This is a genomic window from Nocardiopsis sp. NRRL B-16309 (genome assembly GCF_001279585.1).
In the GTDB taxonomy this organism is placed as follows: Bacteria; Actinomycetota; Actinomycetes; order Streptosporangiales; family Streptosporangiaceae; genus Nocardiopsis.
In genome coordinates, this window is record NZ_LGEC01000095.1 from 42,704 (window position 1) to 59,501 (window position 16,798).

13 protein-coding genes are annotated in these 16,798 nt (G+C 72.3%); 3 read left to right on the forward strand and 10 right to left on the reverse strand.

The genetic code is table 11. The annotated features are described in order from the left end of the window. Positions 1-362: 362 nt before the first annotated feature. The 4 genes from alaS to ADL05_RS22405 form a co-directional block, all read right to left on the reverse strand. The gene (alaS, locus tag ADL05_RS22390) at positions 363-3,035 is read right to left on the reverse strand and encodes an alanine--tRNA ligase (RefSeq protein ID WP_053618969.1); all 2,673 of its coding nucleotides are present in this window, start codon (positions 3,033-3,035) and stop codon (positions 363-365) included. A gap of 427 nt (positions 3,036-3,462) precedes the next feature. Further along, the gene (locus ADL05_RS22395) at positions 3,463-4,110 is read right to left on the reverse strand and encodes a hypothetical protein (RefSeq protein ID WP_053618970.1); all 648 of its coding nucleotides are present in this window, start codon (positions 4,108-4,110) and stop codon (positions 3,463-3,465) included. A gap of 120 nt (positions 4,111-4,230) precedes the next feature. Then, positions 4,231-4,521, reverse strand: a complete 291-nt coding sequence (locus ADL05_RS22400) for a hypothetical protein (RefSeq protein ID WP_053618971.1) — start codon at positions 4,519-4,521, stop codon at positions 4,231-4,233. Further along, on the reverse strand, positions 4,518-4,913 hold the full coding sequence (locus ADL05_RS22405) for a DUF948 domain-containing protein (protein ID WP_053618972.1): 396 nt from the start codon (positions 4,911-4,913) through the stop codon (positions 4,518-4,520). The genes ADL05_RS22400 and ADL05_RS22405 overlap by 4 nt, the downstream gene beginning before the upstream one ends. 376 nt (positions 4,914-5,289) lie before the next feature. Here ADL05_RS22405 and ADL05_RS22410 point away from each other — a divergent pair, with 376 nt between their 5' ends. Beyond that, positions 5,290-6,846 carry a serine/threonine-protein kinase gene (locus tag ADL05_RS22410; RefSeq protein WP_053618973.1) on the forward strand — a complete coding sequence of 519 codons (1,557 nt, stop codon included), beginning with the start codon at positions 5,290-5,292 and terminating at the stop codon, positions 6,844-6,846. Positions 6,847-6,865: 19 nt separating this feature from the next. Here ADL05_RS22410 and ADL05_RS22415 read toward each other — a convergent pair whose 3' ends face one another. From ADL05_RS22415 to ADL05_RS22425, 3 genes are all read right to left on the reverse strand, one after another. Continuing rightward, a complete protein-coding gene (locus tag ADL05_RS22415) occupies positions 6,866-7,357 on the reverse strand; it encodes an SRPBCC domain-containing protein (protein WP_197285896.1) in 492 nt (163 codons plus the stop codon). An 81-nt stretch (positions 7,358-7,438) separates the two neighbouring features. Beyond that, on the reverse strand, positions 7,439-8,851 hold the full coding sequence (locus ADL05_RS22420) for a replication-associated recombination protein A (RefSeq protein ID WP_053618974.1): 1,413 nt from the start codon (positions 8,849-8,851) through the stop codon (positions 7,439-7,441). Between the two features lie 9 nt (positions 8,852-8,860). Beyond that, complete coding sequence (locus tag ADL05_RS22425; protein WP_053618975.1) at positions 8,861-10,927, reverse strand: SpoIIE family protein phosphatase; 2,067 nt, start codon at positions 10,925-10,927, stop codon at positions 8,861-8,863. A 587-nt stretch (positions 10,928-11,514) separates the two neighbouring features. Between ADL05_RS22425 and ADL05_RS31240 the strand changes: the two genes are divergently transcribed. Further along, the gene (locus tag ADL05_RS31240; RefSeq protein WP_179827869.1) at positions 11,515-11,655 is read left to right on the forward strand and encodes a hypothetical protein; all 141 of its coding nucleotides are present in this window, start codon (positions 11,515-11,517) and stop codon (positions 11,653-11,655) included. A 249-nt stretch (positions 11,656-11,904) separates the two neighbouring features. On the opposite strand, the gene aspS is transcribed toward ADL05_RS31240, so the two are convergent. After that, complete coding sequence (gene aspS / locus ADL05_RS22430) at positions 11,905-13,677, reverse strand: aspartate--tRNA ligase (protein WP_082376765.1); 1,773 nt, start codon at positions 13,675-13,677, stop codon at positions 11,905-11,907. A gap of 143 nt (positions 13,678-13,820) precedes the next feature. After that, positions 13,821-14,498, reverse strand: a complete 678-nt coding sequence (locus tag ADL05_RS22435) for an MBL fold metallo-hydrolase (protein WP_053618977.1) — start codon at positions 14,496-14,498, stop codon at positions 13,821-13,823. A gap of 440 nt (positions 14,499-14,938) precedes the next feature. On the opposite strand from ADL05_RS22435, the gene ADL05_RS22440 reads away from it, so the two are divergent. Further along, complete coding sequence (locus ADL05_RS22440; RefSeq protein ID WP_053618978.1) at positions 14,939-16,171, forward strand: DUF349 domain-containing protein; 1,233 nt, start codon at positions 14,939-14,941, stop codon at positions 16,169-16,171. Between the two features lie 74 nt (positions 16,172-16,245). On the opposite strand, the gene ADL05_RS22445 is transcribed toward ADL05_RS22440, so the two are convergent. Continuing rightward, on the reverse strand, positions 16,246-16,798 hold a 553-nt coding region (locus ADL05_RS22445; protein WP_156365973.1), incomplete at its 5' end, for an LPXTG cell wall anchor domain-containing protein.

Genomic DNA, 16,798 nt, shown 5'->3' on the forward strand with positions numbered 1-16,798 from the left:
CGGGGCCTAGGCCGGTGCCCGACGGGTTGGTCGTTCGAGGGGTGGTGCTCCCCGGGCGCGCCGACGGGGCTCGCCCGCTCGCGGGAGGGACGGGAGAGACCGCCCAGGTCGCACCGGGTGGCGTCACGCAGGGCGCACCGCCCGCCACGCTCGCGCGAGCCCGGTGGGTCGCGACCGCGGGACGGGCGTGCGCACCAGGCTCGGATTCGGGAATGTCGATGTCCTCCCCCGGACACCGGCCGGCCGCGGACACCGGCCCGGGCACGGGAACCGGCCGGCCGGGGTTCCATGGAGGCCCGGGCGGACGGACGGGGGCGGGACCGCGCGGTCCCGCCCCCGTCGTGCGTGTCGTGCGCCGTCGGCTAGACCGACGCCACGCGCGCCTCCACGGCGCGCAGGGCCTCGTCCACCTTGCCCGCGTCCTTGCCGCCGCCCTGGGCGATGTCCGGCTTGCCGCCGCCACCGCCGCCGAGCGCGCGGGCCGCGATACCGACCAGCTCGCCCGCCTTGATCCCGGCCCGCTGCGCGGCCTTGTTCACCGCGATGACCACGACCGGGCGGTCCTTGGGCACGGCGGTCATCGCCACGACGACCGGCTCCTCCTCGCCGAGGCGGCCGCGCACGTCCAGGACCAGGGTGCGCAGGTCGTCGGCGCCGGCGCCCTCGGGCGCGGACTCGGCCACCACCAGGGCGGAGCCGTGCCGACGCGCGCCGTCGGCGATCCGGCCCGCCGACTGGAGCACCTGGGCGGCGCGCATCCGCTCGATCTCCTTCTCCGCGGCGCGCAGCCGGGAGACCATGGTGTCGATGCGCTCGGGCAGCTCCTCGCGCGGCGTCTTGAGCTGCTCGGAGAGCTGTCCGACCAGTGCCGACTCCTTGGACAGGCGTTTGAAGGCGTCCACGCCCACCGCCGCCTCCACGCGGCGCACGCCCGAACCGATCGAGGACTCCCCCAGCAGCTTGACGATCCCCAGCCGGGAGGTGGAGCCCACGTGGGTGCCACCGCACAGCTCGACGGAGTAGTCGCTCATCTCGACCACGCGCACCCGGTCGCCGTACTTCTCGCCGAACATGGCCAGGGCGCCCATCTTGAGCGCCTCGTCCAGGCTCTTCTCCTCCGTCCGGACCGGGATGTCGCCGGCCAGCACGTGGTTGACCTCCTCCTCGACCTCGCCGAGGCGCTCGGCGCCCAGCGCGCTGTCAGCGGTGAAGTCGAAGCGCAGCTGGCCGGGGCGGTTCTCCGAACCGGCCTGGCCCGCCGTCGGGCCCAGCGCGTTGCGCAGCGCCGAGTGGATGAGGTGCGTCGCGGAGTGGGAGCGCTCGATCGCGCGGCGGCGGCCGGTGTCGATCGACGCGTGCACGGTGTCGTCGACGACGATCTCGCCCTCGCGCACGGTCCCCCGGTGCACGAACAGGCCGGGCAGCGGCTTCTGGACGTCCTCGACGTCCACCACGCCGCGACCGTCGACCGTCAGCGTGCCGGTGTCGGCCAGCTGGCCGCCGCTCTCGCCGTAGAACGGGGTGCGGTCCAGGACGATCTCGACCTTGTCGCCCGCGCGCGCGGCCGGTGCGGCGACGCCGCCGACGACCAGGCCCTTGACCCGCGACTCGGCGGCGGAGTCGGTGTAGCCGAGGAACTCCGTCCGTCCGGCGCCCTCCAGCAGGCGCGCGTACAGCGACACGTCCGCGTTGCCGAGCTTCTTGGCCTTGGCGTCGGCCTTGGCGGTGTCCTTCTGCCGCTGCATGAGCTCGCGGAACGACGCCTCGTCCACGGACAGGCCCTGCTCGGCCGCCATCTCCAGCGTGAGGTCGATGGGGAAGCCGTAGGTGTCGTGCAGCTGGAAGGCGTCCGAGCCGGAGAACTGTGTGCCGCCCGCCTGGCGGGTGCGCTCGGCCGCGCGGCCGAAGAGCGCCGTGCCCGCGCGCAGGGTGTCGGCGAAGTTCTTCTCCTCGTTGTCGATGACCCCGTGGATGACGTCGGCCTTGTCGAGCAGGTCGGGGTAGATGTCCTTCATCGCGTCGATGCTGACGTCGGTCAGCTCGTGCAGGAAGAGGGTGTCGCTCTCCCCCGAGAGCAGGCGCAGGTTGCGGATGGAGCGGCGCAGGATCCGGCGCAGGACGTAGCCGGCCTTCTCGTTGCCGGGCTTGACGCCGTCGCCGACGAGCATCACGGCGCTGCGCACGTGGTCGGCGACCACGCGCAGCATGACGTCGTGGTCGTGGTCGGCGCCGTAGCTGGTCCCGGTCAGCTCCGCGGCGCGGTGCAGGACGCGGCCGATGATGTCGGTCTCGTAGATGTTGTCGACGCCCTGCAGGACCGCCGCGAGGCGCTCCAGGCCCAGGCCGGTGTCGATGTTCTTCTTGGGCAGCTCGCCGAGGATGGGGAAGCCGCCCTTGTCGCCGCCCTCGCCCCGCTCGTACTGCATGAAGACGAGGTTCCAGATCTCGATGTAGCGGTTCTCGTCCGCCTCGGGGCCGCCCTCGGCGCCGTACTCGGGGCCGCGGTCGTAGAAGATCTCGGAGCAGGGGCCACAGGGTCCGGGCACGCCCATGGACCAGTAGTTCTCCTCCATGCCCATGCGCTGGATGCGCTCGGGGCGCACGCCGACCTCGTCGCGCCAGATCCGCGCGGCCTCGTCGTCGTCCAGGTAGACGGTGACCCACAGCTTCTCGGGGTCGATACCGAAGCCGCCGTCCTCGACGGGCGTGGTCACCAGCTCCCACGCCAGCGGGATCGCGCGCTCCTTGAAGTAGTCGCCGAAGGAGAAGTTGCCGAGCATCTGGAAGAAGGTCGCGTGCCGGGAGGTCTTGCCGACCTCCTCGATGTCCTTGGTGCGGATGCACTTCTGGACACTGGTGGCCGTGCTGTAGTCGGGCGTGCGCTGGCCCAGGAAGTAGGGCTTGAACGGGACCATGCCTGCGGGCACCAGCAGCAGCGTGGGGTCTTCGGCGATGAGGCTTGCCGAGGGCACCACGGTGTGTCCGTTCTTCTCGAAGAAACCGAGGAAGCGGCGCGCGATCTCTGCCGTCTCCATTGATGCCCTCCTGTGCTTGGCTGCGCCGCCCGGGGCGACGTGGGGGTCCCGCGGGCGGGACCGTCGTGTGGTGTGCTCGGTGGTGGCCCATCGTAGAGGGAGCCGCGACACCGGCGCGCGTGGTTTACGGCGGCCGCCTGGGACCCGCTCTGATGACGACAACGGCGGCGGCTGCGTTGTTCCAAGGCTATCGCCGCTGGCCACCGCGCGGGTCCCCGCCGGTTCCGGAGCACGCGGCCGCGGGCCCGGGCCGGTCGGGAGTGGCGGGGAGGGGGACCGGCCGCGGGTCTGCCGGATCCGTCGGTCCGGCCGGTGGTACGGGAGGCGGGGCCGGGGCGCGGCGGCGCGGCCGGGCGAACGGCCGTGACCGGCGGGGGAACACGCGGTCCGGCGGGCGGGCGACCGCCGGACCGCGGGCGTCGGCGGGTCAGTCGGCCATGTGCAGAGGTCCGCAGGCGGCCGGGTTGGTGGCCTCCATGGGCAGGTTCGGGTCGAGTTCGCTGGCGCCCAGGACGTCGCCGTAGGTTCCGTCGCCGTCGTAGTCGATGCCGTGGACGACGATCACGGCGTTGTCCGCGCGGATCGCGTCGGCCGCGGCCTGGCTGAGGTCGAACGTGCGGTCGTAGGAGATGGTGCCGCCGGGAGCCGTCGGGAAGCGGTCGACGGCCAGGCCGCTGCTCGCGCTGGTGTCCCCCTCAGTGGTGAGCGAGGTCTCCACGGCGCCGTAGGCGTCCAGGCCGTCGAGGGTGCTGAGGGCCCGCTTGCCGTTGTGCAGGCCCGCGTCGTAGTCGGTCGGGCACTCGCCCCGGCCGCCGATGTGGATGTGCTGGGCGTGCGGGTGGTCGGCGAGGATCTCGTCCACTTCGACGCGCACCCGCGCGGTGTCGCCGTCCAGCCAGACGGTGGTCGTTCCCGACGCCTGTGACTTGTTGACCGTCACCGGCGCGAGGTGCGCCGTGTACTTCTCGATCCCGTCGTAGCCGGACCAGTCGTCGGCCTGGGCAGTGCCCATCACCATCGGTACGGACGCCGCGGTGGCGGCGGCGAGACAGAGGAGTCGCTTCGTGAAGCTCATGGCACCTTCCAGAGACAAGGGACGTTACCAAGAGCGACATTAACACTACCCTGCGCAGTGGAACGGAGGATCGCCAGCCGACCCGCCACCCGAGTGCCAGGGCCGCGGACCCGTACGGGTTCAGCCCCCGGAGGGCAGCCGGCCCCGGTCCCCCGCCGTGTCCTCGGCGCCCAGCGCGCGTCGGCCCTCGCGGGGCGCGTAACGCCGCAGGAGCTCGGCCTCCTGGTCGCGGACCGCGTCGGCCAGGTCCTCGTTGAGTTCGCGCAGGGCGCCCCGGTACTCGCCGACCCGCCCCTCGACCCGGTCGGCGAGACCGCCCGGGCTCATGGCGCGCCGCGCGCGGTGGAACCGGTGCACCGCGTAGCCGCCCGCGGCGGCGCCGGCGGCGAGGTAGAGGAGTCGGCCGATCACCGGCGGGCCTCCTTGCGGCGGCGGCTGCGCACGAGCGCCAGGGTGCGGCGCTGGCCGAGGACGCGGCGGACGGCGTAGGAGAAGGAGGCCACCTTGACCAGCGGCCCGGTGACCACCGACCGCGTCAGCGCGGTCACCGTGGACACGTCCTCCGACGTGGCCTGCATGTTGGCGGTGATCTCCTCGACCCGTTCGAGCGAGGTGTTGGTGCGCTCCACCGTGGAGGCGACGTCCTCCAGCAGCGGAGGCGTGCGGTCGCCCAGGTCGGAGACGACCCTGGTCGCCGCGTTGATGAGCTTGATGAGTCTGACGAGCGCCACGCACAGGAACGTGGCCAGCACCGCCCAGACCACCGCGGCGACGAGCGCGGCGACGTCCACTCCGGTCAGCATGCGTGCTCCGAGGACAGATAGAGGGCTTCTGAGTCGGGACGGGTCCCCCGCCGTCTCGGTCCGGGGGCGCGTCCGGGGTCGGGGGGACCGGCGACTGCGCCGGGTCCGGCCTCCCGCGGGGGACCGGCGACGGGCGTCGAACAGCGCCCGGTCCGGTTTCGGCCGACCCTATCGCGTCCAGGGGCCGACCGGGCGGGCACGCCACGGTGTCCGCGGATCACATCCGTGTCGCGACCAGTGAACGAGTTGGCCGATGCGGGACACCCGTATCGACGTCGGACCGCCCCTCCAGGACAATCACTACAGAGCGGGATCTTCACTACGATGTCCGGACACTCCGCCGACACGCGGCCGCAGAAGCACCGACAGGACCCCCATGAGCCCACGTTCTCCCCGAGAGATCTCCGTACTGGTACCACCGGACCTGGCGCCCCTGTACCCGGACGACCCCGCACGGATCGGCCCGTACCTCGTCCTGGGCAGACTCGGCCAGGGGGCCACCGGCACGGTCTACGCGGCGGTGGACACCTCCTCCACCACCTCCGCCGACCGCCTCGTGGCCGTCAAGACGCTGCGCTCGCCCGAACTGGAGTCCCCCGACGTCTACCCGGCCCTGGCCGAACGCCTGCGCGCGCTGTCCACCGTCGACTCCCCCCGCGTGGTCACGCCGCTGGCCTTCGACAGTGACGCCAATCCGCCGTGGCAGGCCATGCCCTACCTGGCGGGGGAACGGCTCTCGCACTACGTCACCAAGCGCGGCGGCCTGGGCACCGGCAAGCTCATCGCTCTGGCGACCGGCCTGGCCGAAGGGCTCGCGGTCCTGCACGCGCGCGGCGTGGCGCACGGTTCGCTGCGCCCGAGCGAGGTCCTGCTGGAGTCGCACGGCCCGCACATCATGGAGTGCGCCGTCCCCGCCTCCGCCGAGCGGCTGCGCGGGTCGGGCGCCACCTGGCTCGCCCCCGAACGGTACCGGGGCGGCGTGGCCACGCCCGCCGCCGACGTCTTCGCCTGGGGCGCGGTCGTGGCCTTCGCCGGGACCGGGCGGCTGCCCTTCGGCACCGGCGAGCCCGACGAGATCGCCGAACGCGCTGCCCGGGGCGCCTTCAACCTCGACGGGCTGGCCAAGGGGCTGCGGCCCGTGGTCGCCCGCGCCCTGTCCCCCGACCCGGACGAGCGCCCCGGCCTGCGCGAGGTCACCGGCGCCGTCATCGCGGTCTGGCAGGCCGAGAACGGCGAGGAGGCCACCACGCCCGGCCGCGACGAACTGGCCCTGATCCTGGAGCGCGAGTGGCACGCGGTCGAGCCGCCCGCGCGGGTACCCGAGGTCATCCGGCTGGAGGGCCGCCTGTCCCGGCGCCGGCCCGCGCGCGTGCTGTTCCTGGCCGGGACCGCCGCCCTGGCGCTGGGCCTCATCGGTGTCGGGGTGTGGGGGGTCGCCCGGCTGCTCGACGACGAACCGGACGAGGAGCTGGTCTCGGAGGTCGCCGACGAGGAGGACGCGGTCGTGGTGGCGACCGACGAGGAGGAGGACCTGACGATGGTCGTCCGTATCGATCCGGCCGAGCAGGAGTCACCGGAGACCGGCCCCTGGGTCTACACGCCGGTGGTCCACCCCGTGGAGGAGAGCGGCGAGCCGATCACCGGCCAGGGCGTGCCCGGCCACGACGAGTGGGCGGGGCAGTGGGAGGAGGCGGGCGAGTCCGGCGAGGCGGTCATCGCTCCCGACGCCGAGGTGCTGTGCGCGAAGTTCTGCGCCGCCCCCGACCACGTGTTCGTCGACGCGGACGGACGCGGCACCTGGGAGCTGACCGGCCAGGACTTCATCGAGTACCTGTCCTGGGGCCCGGTGGTGATCGTGGAGGTCACCTTCGCCGAGCAGGAGGACGAGGGTCCGCGGGAGATCGTGTCGGTCGTGGAGCGCTTCACCACCTGAGGGCCGGGCGGCCGGGCGCTCACCGCGGCCCGGCCGCCACCCGCTGGAGCAGCTCCATCCGCTCGCGCAGTTCGTCCGCCAGGTCCGGGGCCGCGATCCGGTCGCGCTGCGCGCGGGTGCGGGCGCGGACCAGGAGGGTCAGCAGTGTCCCGGCCACGGTCCCGGTGAAGGTGACGGTGTTGACCAGCTCCTCCTCGTCCCGCGGGTACCCAGCGGGGTCCTCGAACACCTCCGTGGACACGATCCGCTCGCCGGGCACGATCTCCCGGAAGGTCCCGTGGAAGGCGATCTCGTCGCCGCCGACCTCCATCGCGTACCGCCACCGGCCGCCGACGCGCAGGTCGACGCGGACGTCGGTGGCCCGCCCCGCCGACCCGGCCCACCAGCGGCGCACCAGGTCGGGATCGGTCCAGGCGCGGTAGACCCGCTGCGGCGGGACGGCCAGCTCCGCGGTCACCAGGATCTGGTCGTCGCCGGGCAGGGTCATCGTCAGACGCGTGTCGGTCGCCACCGCGTTCACCCCCGTGCGCTGCCGGGCGGTCGCCCACGGGTGTACCTACCCCGCCGGCGGCCCTCCGACCTGGGGGCGTGGTCAGCGGCCGCCCCTGACCACGTCCCGGATGCGCTGGAGGACCTCGCCGAAGCGGCGCTCGGCCCCGTGCGCGGTGGGGCGGTAGTACTCGCGGTCGACGAGTTCGTCGGGCGCGTACTGCTGTGCCACGACGCCGCCGGGGAAGTCGTGCGCGTTCCGGTAGCCCTGGCCGTGGCCGAGCTCGGCGGCGCCCTTGTAGTGCCCGTCGCGCAGGTGGCCCGGCACCTGCCCGATCCGGCCGGCGCGCACGTCGGCGATGGCGGAGTCCACGGCGCTGATCACGGAGTTGGACTTGGGCGCCAGGCTGATGTGGATGACCGCCTGGGCCAGGTTGATGCGCGCCTCGGGCATGCCGATGAGCTGGACCGCCTGCGCGGCGGCGACGGCGGTCTGCAACGCGGTGGGGTCGGCCATCCCCACGTCCTCGCTGGCGTGCACCACGATCCGGCGGGCGATGAAGCGGGGGTCCTCCCCCGCCTCGAACATCCGGGCGAGGTAGTGCAGCGCCGCGTCGGGATCGCTGCCGCGCATGCTCTTGATGAACGCGCTGATGACGTCGTAGTGCTGGTCGCCGGAGCGGTCGTAGCGCACCGCGTGCCGGTCGACCGCCCGTTCGACGTGCTCGGCGGTGATGGTGGCGGGCTCGGCGCGGGCGGGGCGCGTACCCGAGGCGTCCGCCGGGGCCGGCCCCTCCTCGCCCCCGGCCTCCCCGTCCGGGGGCGGGAGGCGGGTGGGCCCCGAGACCAGCGCGGCGGCCTCCAGGTAGGTGAGGGAGCGCCGCCCGTCGCCTCCGGCGAGGCGCACGAGGTGGTCGGCGGCCTCCTCGGTGAGGGTGTAGCGCCCGTCCAGGCCGCGTTCGTCGGTCAGCGCGCGGGCGATGAGGGCGCGCACGTCGTCCTCGTCCAGGGACTCCAGCGTGAGCAGCAACGACCGGGACAGCAGCGGGCTGACCACGGAGAAGAACGGGTTCTCGGTGGTGGCGCCGATGAAGCTCACCCAGCGGTTCTCCACGGCGGGCAGCAGGGCGTCCTGCTGGGTCTTGTTGAAGCGGTGGACCTCGTCCACGAACAGCAGCGTGCGGGTCCCGTGCATCCCCATGCGCCGCCGTGCCTCGTCCACGACCGCGCGGACGTCCTTCACGCCCGCGTTGACCGCGGACAGCTCCACGAACCGGCGCTTGGTGACCCGGCTGACGACGGTGGCCAGGGTGGTCTTGCCCGTCCCGGGCGGCCCCCACAGGAACACGGACATGGGCGCGTCGTCCTCGACCAGGCGGCGCAGCGGGCTGCCGGTGCCCAGGAGGTGCCGTTGGCCCACGACCTCGTCCAGGGTGCGCGGGCGCATGCGGACGGCGAGGGGTTCCTGGCCCTTGGCGGCTTCGGATCCGGCATCGTCAAAGAGTGTTTCGGACACCCACCGAGACTAAGGGCTCTTCGGTGAGTACTCGCCCCGCAGATCGGCACCGGGGGGCGCCTGCTCGGGGACGCGTCCGACGGGTTCGGTCTTCCGGGTGATGAGCAGGGCGATGTCGTCGCCCCGCCCGGCGGGCGCCATCTCGGCGAGGACCTGCGCGGCGGCCTCGGGGTCGTCGGCGTGGGCGGCCAGGGCCTCGCCGACCTGCGCGAGCCCGTCCTGCATGGGGACCTCGGCGCTCTCGACGAGTCCGTCGGAGCACAGCAGCAGGGTGGTGCCGGGCTCCAGGACCCGCGTGGTGACGGTGTACTCGGTGTCCGGCAGCACGCCCAGGGGCGGGCCGGTCTCGGGTTCCCACAGGTCGTAGCGGCCCCTGGCGGCGAGCACGACCGGCGGCTGTCCGGCCCAGGCGGCCTGCATGACGCCGGTGCTGCGGTCCACGACGAGGTAGCCGCAGGTGGCGAAGACGATCTCACCGGTCTCGGTGAGCAGGCGGTTGGTCTCGCCCAGGACCACGCCGGGGTCGGACTGGTTGGTGGCGTAGGCGCGGAAGGCGACGCGGATCTGCCCCATGGCCGCGGCGGCCTCCACGCCGTGGCCCTGGACGTCGCCGACGAGCAGGCCGACCTTGCCGCCGGGGAGCTCGATGACGTCGTAGAAGTCACCGCAGATGCGCCAGTCGGCGCGCGAGGGCAGGTACTTGGTGGCGATGTCCAGGTCGGGGAAGCTGGCGACCTGGCGGGGCAGCATGCGGCGCTGCACGGCGTCGGCGAGTTCCAGTTCGGCCTGCTGGGCCTTGATGCGCTGCAGGGCCTGTCCGGCGAGTCCGGCGAAGGTGAGCATGAGGGCGCGCTCGTCGCGGCTGGCGTGGTGGGGGCGGCCCCAGACCATCTGCCAGACGCCGAGGGCGACCTTGCCGTCGCCGAAGATGGGCACGGTCGCCCAGGCCTGGCCCTTGCTCACCGAGCCGCGCATCAGTTCCTCGGCGGCGGGGAAGCGGCTGATGACCTCGGCGCGGGACTCGAAGAAGCGGGGCTGGCGGTCCTGGATGACCGCGCCCATGGGGTAGTCGGTGTCGTCCGCGCGGCGGCCGTGGATGCGTTCGACGTTGGCGGTGAGCCGTCCGCTGGGCGAGGCCCGCAGCAGGCCGTCCTCGACGTAGAGGGCGATCGCCTGGATGCCGCCGAAGATCGGCAGGAACTCCTCGCTGAGCAGGTCCATCACCTTGTCGACGGTGGTGGCCGAGACGAGTTTGGAGGACAGCTCGGTGACCAGCCGGCCGTGCTCGGCCTCGGTGCGGCGGCGGTCGGCCAGGCGGCGGACCAGCTGGACGTGCTCGGTGACGTCGTCGATGATCCCGACCAGCCGGTCGGGCCGGCCGGGCACGAAGCGGGCGCGCACGTGCAGCGAGCGCTCGTCGCCGAGCCGGTCGAAGACGCGGAAGCGCTGTTCGTAGTCGCGGCCGGCGAAGGAGGCGGACATGGCGTCGCGGACGCGGGCGATGTCGTCGGGGTGGACCCGCTCCAGGATGCGTTCGAGCTCGCGGTCGCTGCCCGCCAGCAGCGCGCCCAGAGGGGTGGGGCCGAACAGTTCGTGCAGGCGCCCCGAGCTGAGGTCCAGGCTCCACAGGACGGAGTCGGAGTTGTCGGTGCGCAGCTCGCCGACCACGCGCAGGTCGGCCTCCTCGGTGGAGAGCACGTGGAGCAGCACCACCACGCCGCCCGCGGAGGCGGGTGCGTCGCCGTTGACCGGCGGCAGGGGGCGCAGGTCGGCCTCGGCCAGCAGGACGCTCTTGTCGGCCAGGGCCAGGCGCAGGCGCACGCGCCCGCCGCCCTGCCCGGCGAGGGCCTCGGAGTGGGCGACGGTCCCGCGGTGGACGTCGTCGCCTTCGAGGAGGTCGTACCACGCCCGGCCGACGAGGTCGGCGGCCTCACGCCCGAACAGATCGGTGAAGGCCTGGTTGGCGTGCAGGATCGCGCCGTCGTCCCGGGTGAGCACCATGGGCTCGGGGGCATGGGAGAACGCCTCCGCGAGCGCGTTCTCGGAGCCATCGCCTGAGGCGCGTTTTCCGTTCACGTATGACTCATCCTCATGTCGTCTCGGACGTCACACCCGCGTCCAGGCGCGGTCACCCCTGTGCACGTACCGATTCGGATCATTCTAGTGTCCGGGGCCGGCGCGATCCGGGGAGGAGAACGGGCGGGCTGTGGGGACCTCGGTCCACCGGCACGTCCCCGACCTCGTCGAACTCCGGATTCGCGGCTTCGCCGGTGAAATGCGTGAGCGCCGAATTCCACACTCCCGCCGGTACTCGACGCACCCCAGGGCGTGAATCGTTACGCTCGTGTGACTGAATACCGCACAATGCACTCCGGCCCCACAATGACCGCCGGCACAGGCGGTTCCAGTGGTGCACGGCGCTCACTCCAGGGCACGTGCGACTCGTGGTGCGAGTGGGGTGATTCGCCCCCAACGGTAAGGGATGGCGGCGGCGTTCGCATCCGGGCGGGCCTTCGTGTCCAGGATCGGCCGTGTCCACTCCCATGAATTTCGACCCGTATCCGCTGGATATGTCCATGTGACCGAATGTGGCATGTTCAAGACAGGATAAACCGGGCACCGACCCATCAGTTCGCACACTCGCCGAACCCCGAGGACATCCCATGTACCTGGTACGCGAGAACGCCGGGGCGGTACCCCCGCTGAACGGCACCACCTGGAACTGGACCTGTCGCCTGTGCACCCACAGCAACCCCGACGACGAGGACATCTGCTGCCAGCGCTGCGGCGCGGGCAAGCCCTGACTCCGGCCGCTCCCCCGCCCGCGGGCCGCGCCCCGGCCGCACACGACGGCGGGGGCCCCTCTCCGGAGGGGGGCCCCCCCCGCCCGCCCCGTACTTCTCGGATCCTCCGCCGGGCCCCGGTTCGCGCTCGGGCGCCGGGGGGACGTGCACCGGGTTTGAGCGAGCGTAGCGGCCGCTACGGTGTGCCGGCTCGTCCCCGGTGGACCCTCCGGGACCTCCGGAACACCGTCGGCGCCCTCAACAGGCCGGTCAGGAGCGCTTGTTCTCCTTGGGCGGCACCACCGTGCGGATGTGCACGTCGCGCAGCTGCTGGTCGGACACCACCGCCGGGGCGCCCATCATCAGGTCCTGCGCGTTCTGGTTGAGCGGGAAGGCGATCGTCTCGCGGATGTTGGGCTCGTCGGCCAGCAGCATCACGATCCGGTCGATGCCGGGCGCGATGCCGCCGTGCGGCGGGGCGCCGAACTTGAGCGCCTTGAGCATGCCGCCGAACTCCGCCTCGACCGCGTCCTTGTCGTAGCCCGCGATGTCGAAGGCCTTGTACATGATCTCCGGCGAGTGGTTCCGGATGGCGCCGGAGGACAGCTCCACACCGTTGCAGACGATGTCGTACTGCCAGGCGAGGATGTCCAGCGGGTCCTCGGTCTCCAGCGCCTTCATCCCGCCCTGCGGCATGGAGAACGGGTTGTGGCTGAACTCGATGTCGCCGTCGTCGTTGCGCTCGAACATCGGGAAGTCCACGATCCAGCAGAACCGGTAGACCTTCTCCTCGGCCAGGCCGGCCCGCCGGCCCGCCTCGACGCGCACCGGCGCCATGATGCGGTTGATCTCCGCCTCGTCCTCGCTGGCGCAGAAGAACAGGCCGTGGCCCGGGCCCGCCCCCAGCACCGACAGCAGCTCGTCGGAGATCTCGGTCACGAACTTGGCGATGGGGCCGGTCAGCTCGCCGTTCTCGCCGACCCTGAGCCAGGCCAGGCCCTTGGCACCCTGCTCGACGGCGTAGTCGCCGATGCCGTCGAAGAACTTGCGCGGCCTGTCCCCGACCTCGGGAACGGCCAGCGCGCGGACCTTCTTGCCCGCGAAGGCGCGGAAGTCGGTCTTGTCGAACAGCTCGGTGACGTCGAGCATCTTCATCGGCACGCGCAGGTCCGGCTTGTCGGTGCCGTACCACTCCAGGGCGTCGCGGTAGGCCACGCGCGGGAAGGGCGAGGTGATCTCCCACTCTCGGGAGAACGTGCGGAAGACGTCGGTCATGACCTGCTCGATGACCTCGAAGACGTCCTCCTGCTCGACGAAGCTCATCTCCATGTCGAGCTGGTAGAACTCGCCGGGCGAGCGGTCGGCGCGGCTGTCCTCGTCGCGGAAGCACGGCGCTATCTGGAAGTAGCGGTCGAAGCCGGCGATCATCAGCAGCTGCTTGAACTGCTGGGGGGCCTGCGGCAGGGCGAAGAACTCACCGGGGTGCAGGCGCGAGGGGACGAGGAAGTCGCGCGCGCCCTCGGGGCTGGAGCTGGTGAGGATGGGGGTCTGGAACTCGTGGAAGCCCAGGTCCGTCATCTTCTGCCGGATGAAGGCGACCACCTGCGAGCGCAGCATGACGTTGCGGTGCATCCGCTCGCGGCGCAGGTCGAGGAAGCGGTAGGTCAGGCGGCGCTCCTCGGACGTGTTGTCCTCGGGGAAGACCGTCAGCGGCAGTTCCTCGGTGGTGCCGAGGACCTCCAGCTCGGCGGCGTCGATCTCGATCTCGCCGGTGGGCAGGTTGGGGTTGACGTTCTCGTCGCTGCGCGCGGCGACCTCGCCCGTGACCCGGATCACCGTCTCCTTGGGCAGACGGCTGAGCTCCTCGAACACCGGAGACCCCGGGCGGGCCATGAGCTGCGTGACGCCGTAGTGGTCACGCAGGTCGACGAAGAGCAGACCACCGAGATCCCGGCGATTGTGCACCCAGCCGGAGAGGCGCACCTGCTGCCCGACGTGCTCCTTGCGGAGCTGACCACACGAATGAGTCCTGTAACGATGCATGAGTTACCAAGTCCACTAACTACACGGCTGGGCGAAGACGCCGGGGAACCCTGACTGGGACCGGCCGGAACGATGCCTCTTGATCACCTGGAATCCTACCGCCAACCGCCGTGCGCACCGCCTCCCGTTCTCGGGCCGGGGCCTCAGGCGGACAGGCCGCGCAGGTAGGGGTTGGTGGCCCGCTCGCGCTCGACCGTGGTCGCCGGGCCGTGGCCCGGCAGGATCTGCGTCCGGTCCGGACGGCCCAGGACCGCGCCGGCGAGGCTGCGGCCCATGTCCGCCTGGTCTCCCCCGGGGAAGTCGGTACGGCCGATGGAGCCGGCGAAGACGAGGTCGCCGGCGAACATGACCGGGACGCCGTCCTCGGTGGACACCGTGTAGACGACCGAGCCGGGGGTGTGCCCGGGCGTGTGCTCGACGGAGAACTCCATCCCGGCCAGCGCGAGGGTCGCGCCGTCGGCGACCTCCACCAGCACGGCGGGCTCGGTGTAGGGGCCCGGGCCCAGCAGCGCGGCCAGCTGCGCGGCGAAGCCCTGGTCGACCCCGGCGGCGGGCTCGGTGAGCAGCCCGCGGTCGGCGGGGTGCAGGTGGACGGGGACGCCGTGGCGCTCGCACAGGTCGGCCGCCGACCAGACGTGGTCGAAGTGCCCGTGTGTGAGCAACACCGCGGCCGGGGTCAGATCGTGTTCGGCCAGCACCTTGGCCACCTGCGCGGAGGCCTCCTGACCCGGGTCGACGATGACGCAGTCGGTGCCCGCGGCCCGGGCGACCACATAGCAGTTCGCGGCGAGGGGGCCGGTGGGAAGCGCGGCGATGAGCACGGGTCGTCCTGTTCCTGCGGGGTTCGGGTCGGTCCGGGCCGCGCGCTGGCGAACGTGCCCGCGTGGACCCTGGTTGCCGAGGGTACCGAGACCGGGCGACCGGCCCGGATCCCGGGAGCGGCTCGTTTCATCACCATTCGATCACCGCGCCCGTCTGGCCTCTTTGCCAGAGCGCGTGGTAATGCCATATTGGTCACCGTCGTCGTGTGCGCCGGCGCCCTTGACCCGCCCACGTGCGGAGTCCCGCGTCGGCCGGACGCACGAAGGCACATCAGCAGACCCATGATCTGCGCAGACTGTGAGACACGGCGCGTCGTTCACCGCCGAATCGTATGGCTATATCGTGCTGAGCACGATGGTTCCCATCACGGACCGGCGCGATCCGTCGCGACGACCCGAACCCGACCCCTCGGCCGGGTTCATGACAGCAGGAGGACACGGTGACCACGGACCCTTGGGGCCGCGTAGACGACGACGGCACGGTCTACGTGCGCACGAGCGAAGGCGAGCGGGTCGTCGGATCGTGGCAGGCGGGGGCGCCGGACGAAGCGCTGGCCTTCTTCCGCCGCAAGTACGACGCCCTGGTCACTGAGGTGGAGCTGCTGGAGAAGCGGCTGCGCAGCACCGACCTGTCGGCCTCCGCCGCGATGGCCGCCATCGACAAGCTGCGCACCGCCGTCACCGACGCGCACGCCGTGGGCGACCTGGACGCCCTCTCCCGGCGGCTGGACGCGCTGTCCGGCCGCGCCGAGGAGCGCAAGGTCGAGCAGAAGCAGGCCCAGGAGGAGGCTCGCGGACAGGCGCGCGAGATCAAGGAGCGCATCGTCGCCGAGGCCGAGCGGGTCGCGGCGGAGACCACCCACTGGAAGACCGGTGGGGAGCGGATGCTCCAGCTCATCGAGGAGTGGAAGAAGGCCCCGCGGGCGGACCGCCCCACCGAGCAGGCGCTGTGGAAGCGCATGTCCGCGGCGCGCAACTCCTTCTCCAAGCGGCGCAAGGCCTACTTCGCCAACCTCGACCAGGAGCGCGAGGCGGTCCGGGCCGACAAGGAGCGCATCGTCGCCGAGGCTGAGGCGCTGGCCCACTCCACCGACTGGGGGCCCACCGCCCGCGCGTACCGCGACCTGATGCAGCGGTGGAAGAACAGCGGTCGGGCGGACCGGGCCAGCGAGGACAAGCTGTGGGCCCGGTTCAAGGCCGCCCAGGACACCTTCTTCGACGCGCGCAACGCCACGTTCGCCGAGCGCGACGCCGAGCTGAGGGTGAACGCCGACGCCAAGGAGCGCATCCTGGCCGAGGCGAGGGCGGAGATCCCCGGGATCAGCGACCCGCGCCGCGCCCGTGCCCGGCTGCGCGAGTACCAGGAGGCCTGGGAGGAGGCCGGTGATCTGCCGCGCGACGTGCGCGACCAGCTCGAAGGAGCCTTCCGGCAGATCGAGGACGGCGTGCGCCGCGCCGAGGACGCCGAGTGGGAGCGCAGCAATCCGGAGGCCCGTGCCCGCGCCAAGGACACGGTCGACCAGCTCTCCCAGGCGATCAGCGGGCTGGAGGCCAAGCTGGAGAAGGCCCGGGCCAGCGGCGACGCCCGCCGGATCAAGGAGCACGAGGCCGCCCTGGAGGCCCGCCGTGCCTGGCTCGTCGAGGCGGAGAAGGCGCTCAGCGAGATGAGCTGACCTCTCACCGGGAGGGCACGAACGGGTGACGCGGTCCGCGTCGCCGTTCGTGCCCTCCTGCGTGTGCGCCGCGTCTAGTCCTCGGTCTCCGTGCGGCGGCGGCCGATGATCATGGCGCCGACACCCGTCAGCGCGGACACCAGCCCGCCGAGCGCCGGAACGGCCGCCGAGGTGCCGGTCTGCGCGAGGACCTCGCCGTCGTGCCCGTCGTGCCCGTCGTGCCCGTCGTGCCCGTCGTGGCCATCGTGCCCGTCGTGCCCGTCGTGCCCGTCGTGCCCGTCGTGGCCATCGTGGCCATCGTGCCCGTCGTGGCCATCGTGCCCGTCGTGCCCGTCGTGCCCGTCGTGCCCGTCGTGCCCGTCGTGCCCGTCGTGCCCGTCCTTGCCGTCCTTGCCGTCCTTGCCGTCCTTGCCGTCCTTGCCGTCCTTGCCGTCCTTGCCGTCCTTGCCGTCCTTGCCGTCCTTCCCGTCCTTCCCGTCCTTCCCGTCCTTGCCGTCCTTCCCGTCCTTGCCGTCCTTGCCGTCCTTGCCGTCCTTGCCGTCCTTCCCGTCCTTGCCGTCCTTCCCGTCCTTGCCGTCCTTCCCGTCCTTGCCGTCCTTCCCGTCCTTGCCGTCCTTCCCGTCCTTG